Genomic DNA, 2,464 nt, shown 5'->3' with positions numbered 1-2,464 from the left:
ACCGTTCCTATCGTGATTGGCCAGTGTTGGCCGAATCGACGTAAACCGGATCGATGATCCGGTGACCCTCCGAACGGTCTTGAGGGCCGGGGAACAGCGCGAGTTGGCCACCTTGGCACTGTCGAGTCTTGCCGCCTCCGTTTGGCGTGCTCGCTGTCCTGGGTGGGCTCGCGGTCCCGCGTGGCCTGGGTACGAATACGGTCTGGCCGGTAGCTCCCCGCGCAGCGATCCTCTGGTCGCTGGCGGTCACACCTGGCCGACGCCGGATTCGGTGGCCCAGGCCACGCCTGCCGATCGCCACCGCAGCACTGTGGTGCCGGGTGACGGTGGTCTTGCTGTTCTGTTGTTGGAGCGGGGCTTTCCAGTACTTCTCGCCCCAGATGCTGGTGCATGCCGGGTCGACGGCGATGACGACGAGGCCGGCGTGGAAGGCCATGCCGCGCAGTCGTTCCCGGAAGCGTGCGGTGGGAATGCCGGCGACGGTGCGGCGGAAGGTCTTGCCGCGCTTGGCTCGGCCCATGGTTTCGCGGCCGGTGGCACGAGCGTCGTCGAAGTTGAGGTTCTCCACCACGATGCCCGCGCAGTCGTGCTGCTTCGCCAGGGCGATGAGTTGGGTGATCGCCGTTCGCAGCCTGCCGTCTCGCTGGGAGGTTGGGCCGGTCAGATCGAGCAGGATCGTGCGCGGCTGGCCGATCGGGTTGCCGTGCGCGTCGAGGACGTAGGCGGCGAGGTGATCGGCGTTGAGGTCGATGCCGATCGTCCGCTCGCCGAAGGCCCGGAGCTCCTCCGGGGTGGGGAGTACGGCGGTGTCGGCGGACCAGGACACATCCAGGTACCAGCGGCCACGCACCGGATCGTGCACGATGTCGTATCGGACGGCTCGGTGTGCGGTGGCCCGGTCCAGCCACTCTTCGCGGCGGTGAGAGAAGGCCACGGTGCATCCCAGCCGGTACCGGCCGCGAGGCTGGTTGGCGAGGTGCCGCAGCGGTTCCGGCAAGACGATGGTCACGCTGCCGTCGCCGGGATCGACGCTGATGGTGTAGTTCCCGAACGGAGCCTTGGACTCGCCATCGGCGGTCAGGAACAGGCGTTCGGCGTCCCACCGCTGCCGCCACTGCTCGGCGGTCAGCCCGGCGTCGACAAGGCTGTGCCGAACCTTGGCCAGGCGGCGGCCACCGGCGACGATCGCCGGACGGCCGGTGTCGATGCGCTGCTCGGCCTCCGCCAACCGAGCACGAAGGACCTGCAACCGGCGCTGCTTCTGGGCGCGCTCGGACTGATCCTTGTATCCACGGATCTTGCCCTCACGCTTCCCGCACGGCACCGCGAGACGCTTCTCGATCTTCCGGCGGGCACGCCGCAGCGAAGACGCCTCATCGAACAGGCACCGCAAAGACAGCTGATACTGGTCCTCCGAGACGCGGGTCATGGCCCCGGCCCAACGCGACGACGACACCTTCGTCAGTCCACGTTTCCGCTCGGCGCGCTGGTTCTCCTTGACGCTCACCTTGCCGATCCGGACACGTTCGGCGAGGTCGGAACGCTGGAGCGAGCCGAGGTGACGCCCGACCCGGGTCAGAACATCGCAATCCTCGGCGGCGAGCCGGAGGCGGTCCCGGATGCGGGCACCGGTCGGGGCGGCGACGGTAAACGGAGCAGTGAGCGTGCGCAGTTGGCGCTTCTTCGTGCGCTTGCGGGCCACTCGCTCACCTCTTTCCGTCTCGACATGACCACCCTATCGACGTCCAAGCATGTCCTACAAATCCGGCTGATCCATAGTGGATTTGACGCATCTGGTGAGCGCCCTGGCCTTTGCCGACCGCTGCCCGTACAGCCGGCCCGAGAACGAGGTGACGACCGCGAGCATGTCCTTGACCAGCTCCGATTCCTGCGAAGCGTCCAGACCCTCATCCGCACCGGTCACCTCCAGCGAGACGCCGAACGCAGGCAGCATCACATCCCGTATGACCCCGGTCCCGAACCGGGCGAGCCGCTCCTCATGCTCGACCAGGAGCACCGACACCTCCGGCCGCTGGCACAACGTCAACGCCCTACGCAGCCCTCGCCGCTGGTCCGACAGGCCGGAGGCCACGTCGAAGAACTCGCCCACCACCGGCCGCCCCTCGGCGGCCTTCCGCAACCTGGCCATCTGCCGGTCAAGGTCCCCCTCGGACCGCTGCCGCTGCGACGACACACGGCCATAGAGCACCACGCCCTCAACATCGGGCAGCTTGGCCGCCTCGGACCGCAGGGCCTCCAGTTCCACCACGGAGAAGATGCGCTTCCCGCCCGGCGACCGACGGTCGGCCAGCAGCCCTGATGCCGTGTATCTGCGCAGCGTCCGGGTGGACACACCCAGAATCCGGGCAGCCCGCGTCGCCGAAACCATTCCTTGGTCCATCCTGGAAAGTTATCCCGAAATGACCAAGCGTGGCCCATCAATCAAGAAGCAGCTTCCGACCCG

At 67.6% G+C, this 2,464-nt stretch carries 2 protein-coding genes; both read right to left on the bottom strand.

Annotation, left to right across the window (positions count from 1 at the left end; translation table 11 throughout):
* Nucleotides 1-7: 7 nt before the first annotated feature.
* The gene (locus tag ACWD3C_RS48345; RefSeq protein ID WP_451155169.1) at nt 8-1,702 is read right to left on the bottom strand and encodes a hypothetical protein; all 1,695 of its coding nucleotides are present in this window, start codon (nt 1,700-1,702) and stop codon (nt 8-10) included.
* A 54-nt stretch (nt 1,703-1,756) separates the two neighbouring features.
* Nucleotides 1,757-2,389, bottom strand: coding sequence for an IS607 family transposase (locus tag ACWD3C_RS48340; RefSeq protein WP_451155167.1), 633 nt, complete (start codon nt 2,387-2,389; stop codon nt 1,757-1,759).
* Between the last annotated feature and the right edge of the window lie 75 nt (nt 2,390-2,464).

The sequence above is a fragment of the Streptomyces sp. NPDC002845 genome (assembly GCF_053591955.1).
The sequence above is the reverse complement of the archived record's forward strand: the minus strand, read 5'-3'. Positions and strand labels throughout refer to the sequence as shown.

Coding starts and splice junctions, on each gene's coding strand:
- ACWD3C_RS48340 (WP_451155167.1), bottom strand. CDS start 2,389: ATGGTTTCGGCGACGCGGGCTGCCCGGATTCTGGGTGTGTCCACCCGG.